Source organism: Flavitalea plasmicola (assembly GCF_030546645.1).
GTDB lineage: Bacteria > Bacteroidota > Bacteroidia > Chitinophagales > Chitinophagaceae > Puia.
The window spans coordinates 765,624-784,375 of the sequence record NZ_JAUOTO010000003.1; the positions used below are offsets into that span (position 1 = coordinate 765,624).

At 47.0% G+C, this 18,752-nt stretch carries 13 protein-coding genes; 8 read left to right on the forward strand and 5 right to left on the reverse strand.

All coding sequences use genetic code 11. From position 1 onward, the window contains the following. Nucleotides 1-386: 386 nt before the first annotated feature. Entirely contained in the window at nt 387-596 is a 210-nt protein-coding gene (locus Q4E93_RS13170) for a hypothetical protein (protein ID WP_303585871.1), read from the reverse strand. A gap of 393 nt (nt 597-989) precedes the next feature. Between Q4E93_RS13170 and Q4E93_RS13175 the strand changes: the two genes are divergently transcribed. Genes Q4E93_RS13175 through Q4E93_RS13190 form a run of 4 tightly spaced genes read left to right on the forward strand, consistent with a single transcriptional unit; the run spans nt 990 to nt 12,183 of the window. Continuing rightward, complete coding sequence (locus Q4E93_RS13175; protein ID WP_303585873.1) at nt 990-2,420, forward strand: hypothetical protein; 1,431 nt, start codon at nt 990-992, stop codon at nt 2,418-2,420. 23 nt (nt 2,421-2,443) lie between these two features. After that, nucleotides 2,444-7,423, forward strand: coding sequence for an RHS repeat domain-containing protein (locus tag Q4E93_RS13180; RefSeq protein ID WP_303585875.1), 4,980 nt, complete (start codon nt 2,444-2,446; stop codon nt 7,421-7,423). Between the two features lie 33 nt (nt 7,424-7,456). Then, on the forward strand, nt 7,457-11,725 hold the full coding sequence (locus Q4E93_RS13185; RefSeq protein ID WP_303585877.1) for a DUF6443 domain-containing protein: 4,269 nt from the start codon (nt 7,457-7,459) through the stop codon (nt 11,723-11,725). Beyond that, on the forward strand, nt 11,716-12,183 hold the full coding sequence (locus Q4E93_RS13190) for an SMI1/KNR4 family protein (RefSeq protein ID WP_303585879.1): 468 nt from the start codon (nt 11,716-11,718) through the stop codon (nt 12,181-12,183). The genes Q4E93_RS13185 and Q4E93_RS13190 overlap by 10 nt, the downstream gene beginning before the upstream one ends. Before the next feature lie 236 nt (nt 12,184-12,419). On the opposite strand, the gene Q4E93_RS13195 is transcribed toward Q4E93_RS13190, so the two are convergent. From Q4E93_RS13195 to Q4E93_RS13205, 3 genes are all read right to left on the reverse strand, one after another. Beyond that, entirely contained in the window at nt 12,420-12,734 is a 315-nt protein-coding gene (locus Q4E93_RS13195; RefSeq protein WP_303585881.1) for a hypothetical protein, read from the reverse strand. A 316-nt stretch (nt 12,735-13,050) separates the two neighbouring features. Continuing rightward, nucleotides 13,051-13,407, reverse strand: coding sequence for a hypothetical protein (locus Q4E93_RS13200; RefSeq protein ID WP_303585883.1), 357 nt, complete (start codon nt 13,405-13,407; stop codon nt 13,051-13,053). A 48-nt stretch (nt 13,408-13,455) separates the two neighbouring features. Further along, a complete protein-coding gene (locus Q4E93_RS13205) occupies nt 13,456-13,713 on the reverse strand; it encodes a SymE family type I addiction module toxin (protein ID WP_303585885.1) in 258 nt (85 codons plus the stop codon). Between the two features lie 163 nt (nt 13,714-13,876). Here Q4E93_RS13205 and Q4E93_RS13210 point away from each other — a divergent pair, with 163 nt between their 5' ends. From Q4E93_RS13210 to Q4E93_RS13220, 3 genes are all read left to right on the forward strand, one after another. Then, nucleotides 13,877-14,110, forward strand: a complete 234-nt coding sequence (locus Q4E93_RS13210; RefSeq protein WP_303585887.1) for a helix-turn-helix transcriptional regulator — start codon at nt 13,877-13,879, stop codon at nt 14,108-14,110. A 164-nt stretch (nt 14,111-14,274) separates the two neighbouring features. Next, on the forward strand, nt 14,275-15,174 hold the full coding sequence (locus Q4E93_RS13215) for an RpnC/YadD family protein (protein ID WP_303585889.1): 900 nt from the start codon (nt 14,275-14,277) through the stop codon (nt 15,172-15,174). Nucleotides 15,175-15,402: 228 nt separating this feature from the next. Beyond that, nucleotides 15,403-16,233 carry an RteC domain-containing protein gene (locus Q4E93_RS13220; RefSeq protein ID WP_303585891.1) on the forward strand — a complete coding sequence of 277 codons (831 nt, stop codon included), beginning with the start codon at nt 15,403-15,405 and terminating at the stop codon, nt 16,231-16,233. Between the two features lie 420 nt (nt 16,234-16,653). Here the strand turns inward: Q4E93_RS13220 and Q4E93_RS13225 are convergent, their stop codons facing one another. Then, the gene (locus Q4E93_RS13225) at nt 16,654-17,928 is read right to left on the reverse strand and encodes a hypothetical protein (RefSeq protein WP_303585893.1); all 1,275 of its coding nucleotides are present in this window, start codon (nt 17,926-17,928) and stop codon (nt 16,654-16,656) included. A 594-nt stretch (nt 17,929-18,522) separates the two neighbouring features. Between Q4E93_RS13225 and Q4E93_RS13230 the strand changes: the two genes are divergently transcribed. Next, nucleotides 18,523-18,747 (forward strand): hypothetical protein, encoded by a 225-nt coding sequence (locus Q4E93_RS13230; RefSeq protein WP_303585895.1) that lies wholly within the window; start codon nt 18,523-18,525, stop codon nt 18,745-18,747. Nucleotides 18,748-18,752: the final 5 nt, after the last annotated feature.

Below are 18,752 nucleotides of genomic sequence, written 5' to 3' on the forward strand. Positions count from 1 at the left end.
TTACTGATCAAATGCTCGAACCCAGCTTGCCATTGTTTGGTGGAGCTGGGTATTTCTTCCATCTTTGTTCTGTCAAAAGCAACAGATACGTACCCGAATCCAATATCCGAAAAATCCGACACCCCTGCAGCTTTTTCAGCTGCCCTACACCCGGCCCGTTTGCCGACTTTATGAAAACTTAGATCCAATTTTTCTCTGAAAAACCTCTGGCTAACCCTGGAGGTTTTTTCTTTTGCCCCAATTTTCGGATTATCCCAAATTAGCCATTTGGTGGCGCAATCCTGGAAATGTAGTTATGAATAAGGTAAAACGAGAAATTGCAGCATCTCAACACCGGATAAAGGCTTCTTAAAAAAGACAAATAGATAGGAAATCAAGAAAGGGGATTAAACATCCCCTTCTTTTTTACCGTACGCAATAAAGGCATCTACGGCATCCTGCAGAGAATCCAATGCATGGCCAATAATTTTTACAGACCCCGACTTCGATAAAACCGTCCATTTATATTTTCCGCCACGGGTACAGTCTGCTACTATTCGTCTGCCTTCTTTGATCTGATACCAGTATTGCGTCTTACGCCTTACTGTGTATTTCATATAGTAAAAATACAGCAAGTGTATGGCTATTTTATGGCTGATGCTGATTAGTTATTAAATTAATACCGCTTATTCTTTTTTCGCTATATACAATATGCAGTTTTATAATAGAATGATGGCAATTTGGACTATGGATTGCTTGCTTCAAAAGATTCGACTGAAAACCATAATCGCCCGCGCCCGAGGCTTGGTATTAACGATACTCCCATAAAATTGTGAAAAAAATTTGAAGCAATTAACCGTCGATTAACAATATTTCCTTTATTTCGCTTTAAGTAATTTCCCTTATCCCTTGAAGTCCTTTCTATTTTTTCAACCCACTTTGATTAGTAAGTAGCAATAACCGTAGACGTATGGGCTATGCCCTGCGCAACACCCTTAAACCGGCTTCTTATGCAAGGACCCCGGAGCGCAATCCTATTGCTGCTCTTCTGTATATCTTATTCCTCTTATGCGCAGGACCAGCCTGACAAGGCTACTGCCGTAACAAATTTTCCTTCCCACTTCTTCAGCAAAATAGAGAACAGGATTGCCGGCCTGGACGATCAGCTGACGCGCCAGACAAAAAAATACCTGGAGCGTATGCGCCGTCGTGAACAGCGCATGTATAACAAATTATATAAGAAAGATTCGGCGGCGGCAAAGACGTTGTTCGCAGGATCGATCGGGCAGTATGATGCGCTGTCCCGAAAGCTCGTCAGTGATACTGGTGGCGGGAGCTTGCATATTAATGGGGAATACCAGGCTTATGCGGATTCGTTGCAGGGGATGCTGAAGTTCCTGAAGAATGACGGAGCTGCCGGCTCTCTTTCGCAGCTGAAGGCATTGGAGGCAAAAATGCAGGACGCGGACCAGATCAAGGAGTTTGTTCGTCAGCGCAAGCAGCAGATTGCTCAATATGTCCAGCAGCATAGTGGTTTGTCCAGTCTCCTGGGAAAGGATTATCAGGGGATGAACCAGGATATCTATTACTACTCGCAGCAGGTGCGCCAGTATAAGGAGATGTTGAATGACCCGGACAAGCTGACGAAGCAGGCGCTGGCGATCCTCGGCAAGCTGCCGGCCTTTCAGGCATTCATGAAACAAAACTCCCAATTGGCGGGGTTGTTCAATTTGCCTTCCAATTACGGCGATCCAGCCAGCCTGTCTGGCTTGCAGACCCGCGACCAGGTGGCGGCCCTGATCCAGCAGCAGGTGTCAGCAGGTGGATCGGGCGGCGCCGCGGCTTTACAAGCCAACCTGCAATCGGCGGAGTCGCAGCTGGATGGGTATAAGGATAAGCTGAGCAAACTGGGCGGCGGCAGCGGCGACATCGACATGCCAGGCTTTAAGCCGAATGACCAAAAGACAAAGACTTTCTGGAAGCGATTGGAGTATGGGATGAATTTCCAGACCACCCGCAACAACTATTATTTCCCTACGGTGTCGGATTTTGGCTTGTCAGTGGGCTATAAGCTCAGTGACCGGAGTGTCATTGGTCTGGGCGCCAGCTACAAATTGGGTTGGGGAAATGGGATCCAGCATATTGCTTTTTCCAGTCAGGGGGTGGGATTGCGCTCCTTTATTGACATAAAAATAAAAGGCAGCTTCTCCGGCACAGGCGGCCTGGAATATAACTATACCACCCCCTTCGCCAGCGTGCAGCAGCTACGAAAATGGGATAACTGGGTGAAGAGTGGCCTCGTTGGAGTGAGCAAGACCGTGTCGATGAAGAGCCGGGTGTTCAGGAAAACGAAAGTACAGCTGCTGTGGGACTTTTTGAGCTATCAGCAAGTGCCCAAAACCCAGGCGGTGGTGTTTAGGTTGGGGTATGGACTTAATTAATGTAAAAATATCTAATAATTTATATGCTGAAGATGAAGGCTCATTATCTCATTCCTGCCATAACCTCTGCTATGATGTTGTTTGCAGCAGGCCTGAAGGCGCAGAAAAATCCCTACAATGAAGTGTCCATCGCTTCACCTACGGCGGGATCGCTGGGTAAATACACGGATATTCCTGTCAGCTATCATACGGGAATCCCGCAGATAGATATTCCTGTTTATACTGTTAAAGCCGGGCCATTATCCCTGCCCATCGGCCTTAGCTACCATGCATCGGGCATGAAAGTCATGGAGCCTGCGGGATGGGTCGGAGCGGGTTGGTCCCTCAATGCTGGCGGTGTCATAACGAGAACTGTACGAGGAGGCGCCGATGAAAAAGGAATAAATGGCGTTTCCCCTGGAGCCCGTACAGATGGTTCTAAAGGACATTATAGTGATTATGGATATCTCAATTATTTATTTATTCCCGCTTCAGGAAACCCTGCTGCCATAAACGGAATGGTTCCGGACGACTTAGATTTTGCTAATGGCAGCACTGATGGTGAGCCGGATATGTATTCGTTTAATTTTGGCAACTATTCAGGCAAGTTCTATTTTCGGGACGATAGAACGCCAATCCTGCTGCCGGAGCAGGATTTCAAAATTGTTCCGACGTACACAGGTTCGGGGAGCTTCCAGAACTTCATCATTACAACACCTGACGGCGCAAAATACTATTTTGGAAGAACGGCCAGCACGACAGATGTTGATCCGGTGGAGATCACTTACCCATATGATCCCCAATCGGGTATTACTCAGGGCACTGTCGTTTCAAGCTGGTATTTGAATAAGATATCCACAGCGGACGATCAATTCTCCATTAATCTGACCTACCAGGCAGAGAACTACAGTTATTTCAGCATTTCCATGTTTCCCATATACGGAGGTAATAATACCACGACCGAATATAAGCCAATCAAAGAATGCATCAACGGCGTAAGACTCAGTCAGATAGCTTTCCCTAATGGTACAATCTCCTTCACAGCTGGTGCCATCAGACAGGACCTGGCGTCTTACAATGTGAATTCGTTTACTGATGACATTAATTTGGAGGCATCCTCGTTGGGATCCATACAAATCACCAATGCGGGTACTTTTTGTAAAACTTACAATCTCTTTTACAGCTACTTCCAGGATAATTCGACAACGCTGCCCGGCAACCTGAGCAGTTATGGTACGATCCAGACGGATAAAAAGCGTCTGCGATTGGACAGCTTGCAGGAATTATCCTGCGATGGGTCGATCAAAGTGCCTCCTTACAAGTTTTCCTATCTGGCGCCTTCCGGCAGCCCCAATTTCGCACCCAGGAGGATGAATTTTGCCCAGGATCATTGGGGATTCTATAATGGAAAGACGAATGGCAGCCTTATTCCTTCTTACACGCAGAATAAGTGGACTACTGTCAGCGGCGCTAACCGGGATGCCAGTTGGCCTGAAATGAGCTATGGCACGCTGAATAAAATTAACTATCCAACCGGCGGATATGCTCAATACGATTTTGAGGCTAATGATACCTGGCTGTCCTATCCCGTCTATACGCCCGTATTGGCTGCTTCCGCCGGGGTGGGATCGCATATAGGGCAACCCGTTTCAACCAGCGTCACGGTGAACTGCACCTCTAACCCATATCGCTTTACCGTTGATATAAACTCCACGAATAGCACCTTCGGCGCCTACGCAAACTTTGCGGGCGCACAGGCGAACCAAACTACTCCGCATGCAGAAGTCATCCTCCAGCCCGGAGCCGGATCGCATTCTTATACACTTGCCATCAGCGGAAGCACTTCCTCTGACTGGGCCATAGGCAATGTATATGAGCTGCAGACCTCTCAATTCAATGGGAATGCTATGGTAGGTGGGTTACGCATTAAAACGATTACGCAAAACGATGGAATTACTTCCAATAATATGGTGACGTCCTATTCCTACCAGACAAATGGAGTTTCTAACGGCATTTTATACAGCCGCCCCACTTACGTGCAGGTAATCCGGAGCGACTTGTTCAAGCTATATGGAACGGGGCAATATGACAATTCTCCTACTTATACATGTAGCCCCAATGGATGCGTGGGATGCGACGCCAGTACCATTCTCGAATATTATAAGTCTCCATCTCCTATTCGCCCTTTGAGCACTACCCAGGGCAACCACATTGGATACAACGAAGTAAAAGTAAGTCAGACCGGGAATGGCTACAGCATTTACCGCTACTATGGATCTAACTTATGGGACGTTAATCACGATGATGTCGCCTACAGGAATGTTAATACAGCACCCCCCTGCGATGCGTCCATACCTAATTTTCCCGACCCGCCTTTGTCTTATGACTATAAACGGGGCCAGCTTAAGTACGAGGGGCATTTTGACAACGCCGGGAATATTATTAAGGAGGCCACCTACTATCCAGTTTACCAGGATGATCCTGTCAAAACGCCCGGCGTAGTTGCAAGTACATTGGCAGGGCCAAACCCAATGATTACCTTATATGATCTTGTCTCCGGACGGATGACCCAAAACACTGTGATAGCCAGAGATTATAATAATAACATTACTACCATTGATACTTCTTTTTATGAAAGCCCTTATCATTATCAGCTCACCCGGAAAGTAACTATCAATTCCAAGGGGCAACGGATAGAAACAAAGTATAAAAATACATTTGACTACAGGATCGCTAATTGTGATACCATTTCTGATGGCGCATCGGCAGCCGCGGCAGGGGTTTCCAATGCTACAAGTACCCTTAATACAGACATGTTCAATTGCACCACCATGGGATGTCGTTGGATGGCCTTTCAAAAGTACAGGTACAACCTTGGCCAGGGAAGGATCAATTACGTTAATCTCCGGAGAAGTAATTACATGGATCCCACGAATGCCTTTGCAACCTGTCATTTGAATAGCAAGAATGCAGCAGGCGTTGAGCTTAAACCGGTCTTGGAGATGCAGGATCAGTATCTTGTTGCTCCAATCGAGGTTACCAACTGGAAGGGTGGTAATTTGACGCATGCTGATTTCACTCGGTGGGATTTTGCCACCAGCCCGGCTGGCAAGGTATATCCCAATAAAACACAGCTCGTCAACCTGCAAGCTCCTTCTGCGACGTTCACCAATTCAGCCGTTTCCGGTACGAACATTTCCAAGGACAGCCGGTATCTGGATGAGGCTACCTATAGCCATACAGGAGGTACCCTGGTGCAAGTCCTTGCTCATGATGGCGTGCCCATTTCCTATGTTTGGAACAATACCAATACTTTGCCGATCGCAAAAGCGACCAATGCCACGATCGATCAGGTTGCTTATACCAGCTTCGAGACAGATGATCCGGGGAACTGGACCATCGGTTCTGCTACAAGGGATGCAGCCAACGCCATTACCGGGACACAAAGCTACAACCTGGCTAATGGTAGCTGCTCCCGGTCTGGCCTTACGAGTGGCAGCACTTATATCGTCTCTTACTGGAGTAAGACCAGCAGCAGCTATAGTGTAACTGGCAATACGGCCGTTAAACAAGGTAGGTCAATCAACGGCTGGACTTATTTTCAGCATACTGTGACGGGCACCACATCTGTTTCCATCACTGGTACTGGCGGCATTGATGAACTGAGACTATATCCCGCCACGGCGCAAATGCTCACTTACGCCTACACACCCCTGCTAGGAATTACAGGGCAGTGTGATGCGGGCAATAGGATTACCTATTATGAATATGATAAACTGGGACGCCTGCTGCGCCTTCGGGACATGGACGGCAATATTGTCAAGCAATTCGAATACCAATATCAATCCTCTACCCGCTGCGGCAGCAGTTGCTATGTACTATCCATGACCAACCTGGCCGGTACGGGTACCCTCAGTTACCCGGTGGGTGTATTCAATGCTAACGGAAAATTACTGGATACGGCCTCCAACCAGGCCCGGTTCATTTCAGTATGGAATGCCGATACCGCTAATGCCAATAGAGGAGCCCTATCCGCCGGAGGCGACGCCATGCATTTTCAGCTGGCGCTGAATACCGGGAAGGCTCTGCCCGCTATCACGGGATGCAGGTATTTCAAAGTCGACCTTGCCTGGAATCTAATCGACGGGGTCCGGAACATAAACGGTTGTTACGTGGATTTTGGCGACGGCGCCAGTGTTCGGCTGGGTTCCAATCCCGGCGATATTATTAACCCTTTGCCGGCCAACACCATTCAGAAAGGCAGCAGTGCTTTATACCTGGTGCATACCTATGCCGACACAAGTTTGAAAACCCTGACTTTTTATCACAACGATGCGGAAGAGACCCAATACATCGATAACGTGGACCGGCCGGCGACCAGTGTATCCAAGCTGAAAAATCTGCGTGGCAACCTTCCGCAGCATATGAAACAGTTTGGAAGCAGCTCCAATCAGCAGGCTTCCATGTCATCCGTGGCAAATGTTACCAACTGGTCCTCCATGCATTCGATCAATGATTTTCACCTGAATACGGGCGATGGAGGCACCACCACCATTCAAAACCTCAGCTACCAGCAGGACTTTATGGCCGGCAACCCGGACCTGCAGTCGGTGCAGTTGGCGAGGAATAACCTGGCCTGCTATTTCGATGCTACGTTTAAGATCAGCCGGCTTAAGAGCGATTGGAACACCTGGTTCAAGCATTTACAGTTCCTGTCCCTGACAGATGCACAATGGAACCGGGAGGATCTGAGCGCCCTGAAAGAGTTGAATTATTTCTATATCATTCCAGCCCGGCCGCTTTATTCCAACGATCCCACGGGCAACGCGGAGATCCCAATTCCGCAAAGTGTGGTGGACGGGATCTTTAACCAGATAGCAGCAGGCAGCGGACAGACTGTGAGTGGCGGATTTTTATACATCAGCTCGGCGGGATCGGGACGATCGTCCTCTTCCAATACAGCGGTGAGTACCCTGCTGGCCAAAGGCTGGGCGATTTACCTCGACGGACAACAATTACAATAAAGGCATCAGGATATTAACTTATAAGCAATATAAATGCAACGTAGTAGAAAAATATTCATTACAGGTTTCTTCCTGATGACTACCCTGGTAGTTCTCCAGGATAGCCAGGCACAGGTAACGCCTCCCACAGCCTATCCCACTTCAGCTACAGTCAACTATGTCAGATCCTGGGACGCGAAAGCTCCTGAAAAGGATCCAACCGCGCTCGTAGCCTTGCCACTGGCTGGGGTGAACCAGGCCACGCAATATTTCGACGGCCTGGGTAGGCCTCTGCAGACGGTGGTAAAACAAATGAGCCCTTCCGGTAAAGACATGGTGGCGCCCGTTGTTTATGATGCCTTGGGAAGGGAACAGTACAAATACCTGTCTTTTGTGGCAAATGCTTACCAAACAGGGGATCAGGTCAGCGATGGTAATTTCAAGATCGATCCTTTCCTGCAGCAGGCGGCTTTCGGATCCATCCAATACCCCGGTGAGAGTTATTACTACGGAAAAATGGATTTCGAAGCGTCGCCCTTGAACCGGGTGATGACTACTTATGCACCCGGCAATAGCTGGACAGGCAATAATAAAGGGGTATCCAGACAATACCAGGTCAATACGGCCGGAGACAGTGTACGCATCTGGAATATCGATGCCGCTGCCGGCAGTACGCCTACCAGTACCACGACCTATGCAGCAGGACTCCTGTATAAGAATGGCACTACAGATGAACAGGGTCACCAGGTATATGAATACAAGGATATGGAAGGTCATGTCATTCTCAAAAAAGTACAGTTGTGGAGCTCGCCGGCAGCCGGCCACAGCGGCTGGCTGTGTACCTACTATGTTTATGACGACCTGGACAATCTACGTTTTGTCATCCAGCCCCGTGCAGTGGAATGGCTCTTGAGCAATAGCTGGGGATTCACGGGCACATACGGGCCTTTAGCAGTAAATGAACTCTGTTTCCGTTACGAGTATGATCTGCGTCATCGTTTGATCATTAAAAAGGTCCCTGGAGCAGGAGAAGTCTGGTTGGTATATGACGGACGTGACAGATTGGTCATGACACAGGATGCTAATCTGCGGACCCAAAGCCCGGCTAAATGGATGGTGACCGAATATGACAGCCAGAACAGGCCATATCGGACGGGGCTTTTAACAGACGCAAACGACCGCACCTACCATCAAAACCTCGCGAATAATAGCACTACCTATCCAAGCACAGCCTCGAACTATGAAGTGTTGACGCAGACATTTTATGACGACTATAACTGGGTCAGTGGTTCCGGCTCCGGCATAGGAGCTTCTATGGCGGATAACCATACCCAGGATGGCAACTCGTTCTACACTGCTTATAATACTTCGCCCGCCTATGCGGTACCGATGACGCCCTATGCGATCACCACCGGCATGACGACCGGCAGCATGACTAAAGTACTGGCTTCCTCACCTGCGCAGTACCTGTATTCCGTGAACTTCTACGACGACCATGGACGGGTGATCCAGGCGCAGAGCACGAACTACCGCAATGGTATCGATACCATTACTACCCAATATGATTTTAGCGGTAAGGCCCTGCGGACCTTGCTGGGTCATAAAAAAGCCGGCACTTCGACCCAGTATCATACCGTATCTACAAAAATGAGCTACGATGCTGCCGGGCGGCTAAAAAACATATTCAAGAACATCGACGGAACAGGCGATCAGCTGATCGACAGCGTGCAGTATGACGAACTCGGGCAGCTGAAGAACAAATTCTTGGGCAATCAGGTAGACAGCCTCGCCTATGCCTACAACATCCGGGGTTGGCTGACCAGCATCAATAAGAACTACCTTACCAGCACCAGCGCCTACCCCAGGAATTACTTCGGAATGGAGCTGGGCTATGACAAAGCCGCAGACATCACAGGGAACACCTATGCCAACCCCTCACTCAACGGCAATATCAGCGGCACGATCTGGAAGGGCGGCGGAGACGGGATCAATAGGAAGTACGACTTTACGTATGACAATGTCAACCGCCTTACAGGCGCCGACTTTAACCAATACACCGGCAGCGCGTTTAACAAATCCGCCGGCGTCGACTTCAGCGTCAGCGGTCTGACCTATGATGCCAATGGCAATATCCTGGCCATGAAGCAGCGGGGGCTTACCGTCACCACATCTTCCACCATCGATTCCCTGACCTATTCCTACAACTTCAGCGGTATCAGCAATAGGCTCCTGGGCGTAACGGACGGCACCAACAACCAAAATTCTACCCTGGGCGATTTTCATTATAACCCCAATGGCAAGGGATCGGTGGACTACACCTACGACCAGAACGGGAACATGATCACCGACTTCAACAAAGGGATCAGTCCCATCACGTATAATCACCTGAACCTCCCTCAACAGGTGCATATCAAGAGCAAGGGCAACATCATCTACACCTACGATGCCGGGGGCAACAAACTGGCCAAGGTGACGATGGACAGCCTGTCCAAACATGCTACGACAACCCTGTACATGAACGGCTTTATCTATCAGCAGGGCGACACGATCATCACCCCCAATGCCGGCATCGACACCCTGCAATTCGTGGGTCATGAAGAAGGCCGGGCCAGATGGGCATTCCACCGGTATACCAATGGAACCACCGGCTACAAATGGGAATACGACTTCTTTGAGAAGGACCACCTGGGCAATACCAGGGAAGTGCTGACCCAGCAACGGGATACAGCGCAATATATGGCTACGATGGAGGCCGCCTACCGGGCCACGGAGAACAAACTGTTCTACAATATACCGCTGACGAATGTCTGGAGCTATTATGTCAATGGCAGCTCCGGTCCCAATCCCTTCGGAACGAGCGTCACCAATCCGAATGACTCCGTCTGCCGGATCAATGGCAATACCCCCCATGAAGGCCCGGCGATCATCTTAAAAGTGATGGCAGGCGACCTGTACCGGGTAGGGGTCAATTCTTTCTGGAAGTCCGGGCAGACATCGACGGGTACCACAGATGCCACGACCGATGTACTCAGCTCCCTGGCCAATGGCATTATCTCGATGGTAGGAGGCGCTAAGGGGGACTATAGCACCCTGAGTAATAGCTCGACCAGTCCCTTGCTGGGTGGGGTCAATGCTTTCCGGAATGATAAAAATCCCACACCGCCAGTATATCCTAAAGCCTATTTGAACTACATAGCCCTCGATAACCAGTTCAATTATGATCAGTCGGCCAGCGGGGCCCTGGGAGTAGGAGCAGCGGATAATTTAATGTCCCTGGCCACGGATACTATCCGGATCAAAAAGAACGGATATTTGTATATTTACCTGCTGAATGAGACGAAGAGTGTCTCAGTGTTCTTTGATAATCTAAGTGTAACACATTATTCGGGACCGCTGCTGGAAGAGACGAATTATTATCCGTTTGGGTTGACGATGGCTGGGATATCCGACAAAGCGTTAAAGGGCCAATACGCTCAGAATAAATACCAGTATAACGGTAAGGAACTGCAGAATAGGGAGTTTTCTGATGGAACAGGATTAGAAGAATATGACTATGATGCGAGATTTCAAGATCCCCAATTAGGGCTTTTTACCACTATCGATCCCTTATCAAATATTAACAGGAGGTGGAGCCCCTATTGCTATGCGGTAGATAACCCGGTTAGGTTTTTAGATCCTGATGGAAGAAATGCTACGGACGGCCCTAACATTGTTTCCTCAGTAGACATAGACCGTAACGGTAAGGTAATTCATATAAATGAAGACGGCGATCCGGGAGTTTATATGATTGCTGATCCTAATGGTCCCAGGAGTTTGGTTGGCTTTATGGACCCCAGTAAGAAATATACTATTGGCGGTCAATATCAATATTATGGCAAAAAGGACTATTATGAAAAATACCCTGTAACTTATCTTTGGGGAATGCTGTTGCCAAATCCTCAAGATCCGAATCCAGATCAAAATAATCTTCAGGAAGCAGGCCGTGCAGCGATGGGTAGTGTATTTCTCATTTTATTATTTGATCTTGACTTTCCTGAAGGTGGCGCAGGTGGTTTTGGGTTGACGTCTGCAAAGATGGGACGGATAATTGGATGGGGTGAAGGAGCGACTGCTGAAGCCGTTGCTCAGACAAAAGCCTTGACTGAAAGTCTAACGTCGGAGCAGATTCAGCAATGGGCAAAGGGCGGGTTAACCAGGGAATGGGTAGCAAAGCAGTTGGAGCTTTATACTAAAGCTCTAGAAAAAGGTGGCAACAAATTAAAAAACATCAACCTTGAACCAAGGAAGGAATTGATGGAAAAAATACTAAGTTTATGGAAGTAATGGAAATTGAAAAATCCGCGAAACAATTGTTAGAATTCTGGGGCAAGCAAAAAATCGTATCCCCCCCCAATAATCTGGACGACATTCTCTATTTTGAATTTTCAAAAAATATGCAGTTGCCTGATGACTTTAGACGTTTATATATGATGACAAATGGAATGGTCAGTCTGTTCCCAAATTATTTTGATGATGAAGGATTTTTGTTTTATCCACTTCAAGAATTGACAACATTAGAAGAGGAATTTAATATAAACGGCGGTGGTGCCATTGAACACTGTCTAATCTTCGCGGAATTTATGCACAAAAGTTGGTGGTATGGAGTCAGATTTTCAAAGATTGAGGACAACTATGAGATTGGCATAATCTCGTCGGGAGATAAGTTTAAAGTAATTACCCCAAGCCTTGCAGAATTTATTCATTTATATTTGAACGACTCTCCGGTGCTCTACGAATATTGATGGATAGCTTTTGCATTTACACAGACAGGTATAATGGGGATAAACAATTAATGGGCTTACACGGTTCCCACTGCCCCATAAAATCTCCCGCCCAATTATCCAAGGCACCCAGATCCAGGTGCTTAGTGAGGGGAGGTTCAGCAGGATTAGGCCTGGATTGTTTCCGCCTTTGGTAATTGTAAAAAAGGAACAATCCGGCAGGGTGTTTCCTAAATGGGATACACATTGACAGAGACTTACCTGTTTTCACATTTACTCATAAGTTGATCGATGCGGTAGAGGGCTATATTCTTCAGTACAGCTGTTCGACTGACACCGAAAAGCATTGTCGCAAGATCAAGGACTCCGCCTATATGTTTTCCCTGGCCTATGCGAAATTTATTTATGCCATTGTCGACATATACTATACCTTTCTTTGGAAATACTGCCGGGAAGAGGGCGTACCCGCGAGCACTTATGAGGGAATCATACCCTAATATCTCCAGGTAGGACTTTACGCTTAAGTTGTTTACAGCGTCGACTTGTTTCTTCCTGTCTATCTTCTGTGTCATAACGTAATGTTTAGATGTTAAAAGAAATTAAACCGGGTATTCCGGCGTGGGGCTGGTCGAATGCCAAGGAGGAACGGAATAACGAGGTGTACGGTACCGCTTCCTGTGATCCGATGCACGTGCAGGATCCTGTGTTGAGATTTAGTAGTGAATCGTTTATGCCGTAGTTCCTTGGCGAGGCCGGACATGAGCCGACCTTTGCGGTTAATTTCTTTTACTTCAGGGGATTTATTAGGCGGGAGGGCTTAATTAAACTAGCGCGCCAAATCAAATATTTGAAATTTATAATATAAAATACAGCGCAACTATAACCAGGTTACTCAGGCGCATATCCGACAAAGATGTATTTGTTTTCTGGTCGCTTTTGCTTATCAAACACTTCATAGCAGAGCGCAGGCTCCCATTTATCAACGTAAATTTCAAATTGGCGTTGGAACTCGTTGGAATACATTTCAAGGTTCCTCGGTAATTTACCGCATTTCAGCGCATTAAGCCACCTGGAGAGGTCGACGTCCGGCGGTGTTTCAACCAGCAGAAAGCCGGATTTTGCGTTAAGGTCTCCTGAGTAACCATCCTGGTAGCCATTCTCAGATTGCGCGTCTTCGCATGCGGCATTGTAGGCTTCATCAGCGTTTTTTCCATACGCGACACGAGTGAATGCAGTTGATCCCATAAAAAAGTAATTAAAGGATAAGAATTATGGTATGTATTAATGACTGGGCTACGCGGTTTTTGAGAAATCCAGCTCCATCATCGTCGATTGCAACTGCATTTCCAATTTCTTCTTTTTTTCCATCAGGCACTCTTCAGCGGAAAGTGGTACGCGCTTAATGAGGATATCACCGGAGTCGGTTTTAGTGACGGCGATCCTGTCGCCAACGGTATATCCCCATTCCTCCAGCCAGGCACCCGTAAGGGTGATCTTTGAATGATCGCGGACAGATGGGCATACTGTCAAGGTTCTTATATTGTTTTCCATTGTGTAAGAAGGTTAAAGGTGATTATATTTGAGGATTAGGTAAAAGGATTAAAAAAGTCATAGGGCCCGGGCCAACCCTATCTAATACAAATATAGCTAAAAGCTAGATTTAACTATCTAAAAGATAGAATTATATTGTTAACGGCACGTTAATGTTTGCTGAATGGATAAGATTACTTATAACCGCATTAAGGTGGCATTGGCTGAAAAGGGCATTTCAAACAAAGCTCTGGCCGAAGCATTAGAAGTAAGTGAAGACACCGTCTCCACCTGGTGCGTACAGCGCAAGCAACCATCATGGGAAAACTTGTATGCGATTGCTGACTTTTTGGAAATGGACGTTAGGGCCCTCCTCGTTCCCAATAAAAAATCCCCTACAAAGGATTTCAAATTTTAAATGCTGCTTAGGCGTATCCGTTAGATTAATTTTTTTTCGTTTTCTGCATTTCGTATCTTTGTCTTTCATCCTCACTATCCCAATCAACCTACCTACATAGTTCAAGCGTGTGCCCTAAAGTTCGCCCTTAGGGGCCTGGGGTTTATTATCATTAATCTTATGCCATGGGACAAAGAAAGGATACCCTTTGGAAGGGTGTATTGGAGTGGGTCTTCGAAGACCTTTTGCGATTCGTTTTTCCGGAAGCAGACACCGTATTCGACATACAAAAAGGTTTCGGTTTCCTGGATAAGGAGCTGGCCGAGATGTACCCGGAGCCGGAGAAGAAAACAAACGTGCGCGTCGTCGATAAGCTGGTGAAAGCATTCCGTAAAGACGGCGGCGAAGAATGGGTGCTGATCCACATTGAAATACAGGATCAAACGAAGGTGAAGGATAGACCGTTGTTTCCCGAGCGTATGTTCCGTTATTTCATCCGCTGTTATGATAGATACCAAAAGCCGGTGGCGGCTATTTCAATCTTCACGGGACGGGATGGAAAGCGATTGCCGGGCAGGTATGAGTATTCGTTCATGAACACGCGGCTACAATATCAGTACAATACGCTTTGCATCCTGGACTATTCGGATCAGGAGTTAGGAGAGAGTAAGAATCCGTTTGCATGGGTGATGCTGGTGGCTAAGATTGCACTTCTAAAGGGCAAAGAGGTGGATGCGGCACTGCTAAAAGGGAAGTTATTTATTTTCAGGAAATTGTACGAGAATGGCGTTTTTGAGAAACGAAAATTGCAGGCCATTTTAACCTTTTTGAACAATTATGTCCGGTTTGAAAATAAGGAAACATATCGTACCTTTAATAACGAAATTGACAAGATCACCGAAAAAGAGAATACCATGGATATTTTTGAAATAGCAGCAGAAATGAGGGCGGAGGAAAAGGCTTGGGTGATAGTAAAAAACCTCCTTACAAAAACTTCTCATCCTGTGGAAGAGATTGCATCGCTTGCAGATGTTTCTATCGACTTTGTAAAAGAGGTAAAGAAAAGTCTGAAAAGGAAGAAGTAATCTTTCATTGAAAATATTTGAAGCCGCCCGGTTATCCAGGCGGCTTTTGCTTTTATGCCTGTTGAGCAGACTACGTACATGTACGTAATGATAAGGTGTCGGGCTTCGCTGGTTTCGGGTGTTACCATGGGAATTTGGGTGGATTTTGCGCGGTAGACTGATCCGGAGCAGTAAAGCTGCCAGGTTGTTCTAGTTTTAGGGTCGTTTGGAATCTTAAACTGGGCAGCCATGACAAAACCATTTGATGCATTATACGCAGATCTGGAAAAATCCCTGAAGCTGGCTGAGCGGAGCCATCAGGGCCCTGATAAATATTTACATGGGATTGAGTTGATCCGGACCAGCATAGAGAAATTGCATATCCAGGGTGTTAAATTCATCCGGGAGGGGCCCAGGGAGGTTGAGTTTTTCCGGCAGGTATGGCCGGCCTTTTATGCAAAGCTGTTATTGTATATTCAGCTGCACGGCGCGGAGCTGCGCCGGGCAATGGTGTCGGCTGACGGTTGGCCTGCGGTGATCGGACAGGAGGAGGCCCGGATCGCGGCTTTCTTCCGGACCAACCAGGGTTTCTGGCAGTATTACCAGAGTGGGGCCCCGGTGATCAATGTGCAATTTACCCGGACCTACAGCCGGGGCAGGATCTTCGAACCGCTGGCCCTGGTAGTGGACCGGGACGGTGCGACCTTGGCCAGCTACCGGGCGGCGTGGTGCCTGGCCATGCAGGGTTACGGGGAATGGCTCAAGGAGGAACGGGCGCGGCTGTCGACGGGTATGGTTTCGGCGGCGGACCTGGGGTACAGTTGGGGCGCGTCGGATGCGGACCTGGCGGAGTGGCTGTTCGGTATACAGGCAGTGGGGGCTATCCGTTATAAAGGTGCGCCGGCAGATGTCAGCAGGTTACAAAAATGGGCCCGGCTGGCGGTTGGCCGGGAGGTGGCAAACATTTACGACAGGGCGCGGGTGCTTCGCAACCGGAAGAAGGAGCGGCTGGCCTTCACTAAGAAAATTTCTGACGCACTGGAAAAGAAATGGGACCAGGCGGAGGGGAAGTTTGAGTGAGGACACGCTGCCATTGTAGGTTGGGTGCCACATGCCCGAACAGCGGCTCCCCGAATATGGGCGCATCCCGATGATCAGCCCCCAATAATAATATCCGAGAAAAGCCGCCTCCCCCGGAGGGGGACGGGAGGGGGAGAAAAAGCTTCCTTTTTACCAAAACGCCTGGATATAAAGTAGCCGCTATTGTAAACGTCAACATCATTTGCTCGTCCTCAATTGTTTTATTTTTCAACTGTACACTTGCAATAGCCGGATTGGCCGAAAGTGAATGGGGGGGATCCACTTTTTGTTTCTCTCTTTCGAAAGACCGGGATCGGAAAAGATTCGCTGATCTTTCCTAAATGTTATGAAGAAATAGACACTATATTAATTGCTAAAAAAGCAGTAGAAAGACTCAATAAGAGCAGATTTATTTTGGCTCTATCTCATTATTTTCCCCAATTTGCCTATATATACCGTGCTGCTGCCTTCTTTAATGAATTTCTTATAAATAAGAGGCGCTAAGACCGCAGCAATTAATGAAATTACTGCCCATTCACTCAGTATACCTGAAATGTTACTACTACTTAAAAACTTCAACAAGGATAATACTCTAAAAGCGATAAATACTAAAAACAAATTGGTAAATATTGCCCACATCCTGATTGTTTTCCAGGCGGTACTTGTAGGATATTGATTGGATTTCCACATAGAAAGAAAAAGCATAGTATGGCAGAATAAGATTACTGTAAAGTAAAGAATTATACTATCTATCGAGGCTTCGCCGAGTGCCGCGGCAACCATGCTTTGTAGCAACAACAAAAAAAAGCCCACCCATATCCGCATATTTTGCATTTTATTTTTCATATGAGTGGATGTATTGCCGGTCTTCCCTGAAAGTAAATCTACGGCATACTTGAATTTTATGATGTTCTCACTGTAAAATATGAGGATTGTATCCGTCGCTATAATGGAAGTACATATGTAACCCCAGGTCCGAAAGAAGACGTTCGGCTTTGAGTGTCCTGCATAGTCAATCCCAAAAACCTGATCGACTAAAAGTATACAAGTAATTAAAGGACAGCATAGAAATGCACAAACCAACAGCGTGGAAATGTATTGTAAAAATTTGGATTCACCGTCCTTTCTGGAATACGAATGAAAACCCATAAAGGGGATGCTTTTTTCCCAGTCTCCGCCGGCAGAGGTCTGGATGTTAGCCAGGAGCGATTTTCGATGAAATATTTGTTCCGAGAGATCATGGAAAAGGATGAGCAGAATAAAGGGGCTGATAAATAACCATGGAGTGAAAGGGGCATTTAACCCTAGAATCCCGATGGTTTTTTCATCGTTTTGTACGGATCTTCGAAGATTCTTCACTTCAGTAATGGCCTCTACAATCGCATCTTTATCGACATATCCGCTTTTCGCAACTTTATAATAAATGGCATCTTTATCGATAATATCATAAAGAGGTTCTAAGCTATCGGCTTCAATGAAATTCTTTGGAGTTCCACTGTTTTTGAATTGTTCGAGTAATTCTACATCGACTACATAAATGAAATTTTTGTTTTCGCTGATTCTATAGGATTGTAAAAGCCCCCATGCCACGAGCGTTAGAACGCCTATTATAACAGCCCTTTTTCTAAGTGATATGTCCGTGGTCTTGATGGTTGATAAAAGCTGATCATGTGGGTTAGTCGAGGCATTTTCCATTGGTAAGGGTTGTATTATTAAACGTGGCTGCCATATATATAGTGTGTAAACCTTATATGTTTTTTGCCTTAAACTGATAATCAGTAGTTTAACTATGATTAAAACGATGCTGGAGCGGTGTTTTAACAGGTCTGTTCCTGGGAAAATGTGATGCTGGCATGAAGCAGGATTCAAGGTAGCCGATTGTAAGTGGATCTCATGCCGATGTTTATTGCGAAACGTCGTATGAGAATGATCTAATTTTTATAGAGGCATTAATGCCTCTATTTTTTTGCCCCAGGATGTGTTTCATTTTTGTCCTGCGATCAAAAACGAACGAGTATGCTACAACAAGTTTCCTGGGGACAGTTTTCAGTTTTTATAATGATTGTAACGAGTGTCTATTATCTCTACGTTGTGATGGGATATTATAGGGAGGACGTTTCGGGGTGGCTGAGCCGAAAACGAAAACGAGATCGTGATTCGAATAGAGGATCCAACACGGCAGAAATAAAGGGCGGTCAGGATGAGTCAGTGCCTGCGCCGGCGGCGAATCAGGCTGAACTTTTCCAGCAAGATCGACGCGGAGGACAGGATGAGGCTCATTTTAAAACAATGGAGCGTGCCATCGCCGTGATCAGGCAGCTGATTTCACAGGGGATTGAGAATAAGCTGGACAGAGAGAATTTGCTGGACCATATACGGGAAGTATTGAGCGACTACCGCGAACTGCGGGGGACAGCTTATGATCAGGCGATCAATAATTTCCTGGTGCGGGTATGTTCTTCCGAGTTTTCGCTGATGCTGGGAGAAGGGGAACTGGCGGAACTATGGAAATAGGGCGA

Coding starts and splice junctions, on each gene's coding strand:
- Q4E93_RS13170 (WP_303585871.1), bottom strand. CDS start 596: ATGAAATACACAGTAAGGCGTAAGACGCAATACTGGTATCAGATCAAA.
- Q4E93_RS13175 (WP_303585873.1), top strand. CDS start 990: ATGCAAGGACCCCGGAGCGCAATCCTATTGCTGCTCTTCTGTATATCT.
- Q4E93_RS13180 (WP_303585875.1), top strand. CDS start 2,444: ATGCTGAAGATGAAGGCTCATTATCTCATTCCTGCCATAACCTCTGCT.
- Q4E93_RS13185 (WP_303585877.1), top strand. CDS start 7,457: ATGCAACGTAGTAGAAAAATATTCATTACAGGTTTCTTCCTGATGACT.
- Q4E93_RS13190 (WP_303585879.1), top strand. CDS start 11,716: ATGGAAGTAATGGAAATTGAAAAATCCGCGAAACAATTGTTAGAATTC.
- Q4E93_RS13195 (WP_303585881.1), bottom strand. CDS start 12,734: ATGACACAGAAGATAGACAGGAAGAAACAAGTCGACGCTGTAAACAAC.
- Q4E93_RS13200 (WP_303585883.1), bottom strand. CDS start 13,407: ATGGGATCAACTGCATTCACTCGTGTCGCGTATGGAAAAAACGCTGAT.
- Q4E93_RS13205 (WP_303585885.1), bottom strand. CDS start 13,713: ATGGAAAACAATATAAGAACCTTGACAGTATGCCCATCTGTCCGCGAT.
- Q4E93_RS13210 (WP_303585887.1), top strand. CDS start 13,877: ATGGATAAGATTACTTATAACCGCATTAAGGTGGCATTGGCTGAAAAG.
- Q4E93_RS13215 (WP_303585889.1), top strand. CDS start 14,275: ATGGGACAAAGAAAGGATACCCTTTGGAAGGGTGTATTGGAGTGGGTC.
- Q4E93_RS13220 (WP_303585891.1), top strand. CDS start 15,403: ATGACAAAACCATTTGATGCATTATACGCAGATCTGGAAAAATCCCTG.
- Q4E93_RS13225 (WP_303585893.1), bottom strand. CDS start 17,928: ATGGAAAATGCCTCGACTAACCCACATGATCAGCTTTTATCAACCATC.
- Q4E93_RS13230 (WP_303585895.1), top strand. CDS start 18,523: ATGGAGCGTGCCATCGCCGTGATCAGGCAGCTGATTTCACAGGGGATT.